This is a genomic window from Eikenella sp. HMSC061C02 (assembly GCF_001809035.1).
Lineage (GTDB): Bacteria > Pseudomonadota > Gammaproteobacteria > Burkholderiales > Neisseriaceae > Eikenella > Eikenella corrodens.
The window spans coordinates 1-379 of record NZ_KV795529.1 but is presented as its reverse complement, the minus strand read 5'-3'; the positions used below and the strand labels follow the sequence as shown (position 1 = coordinate 379).

Below are 379 nucleotides of genomic sequence, written 5' to 3'. Positions count from 1 at the left end.
CCGAGCCCAAATTTCGCCAGCTCCTGCGGCTGTTTGCTTTGGATTTGACTGCCTCCGATACCGCAAAACTGACGGGTGTCAGCATCAGAAGTGTCAATAACCTGTACCTGAAATTGCGCCGGCGTTTGGCTGACGAATGCGGGAGGCAGGCACCTTTATACGGCATTGTAGAATTGGACGAATCCTATTTTGGTGCCAAACGCATCAGAGGCAAACGCGGGCGCGGTGCGGGTGGGAAAACCATCGTTTTCGGCATTTTGAAACGCGGGGACAAGGTTTATACCGAGATTGTTCCCGATGCCTCCAAGGCAACGCTGCAAAAGGTCATTAGAGGTCGTGTCGGTATCGAGAGTGTCATCAATACCGACGGTTGGCGCGG

1 protein-coding gene is annotated in these 379 nt (G+C 53.6%); it reads left to right on the top strand.

The window, feature by feature from the left end; genetic code table 11:
* Positions 1–379 (top strand): IS1595 family transposase (locus HMPREF2541_RS02070; protein WP_141744176.1); only part of this gene is annotated, 379 nt, incomplete at both ends.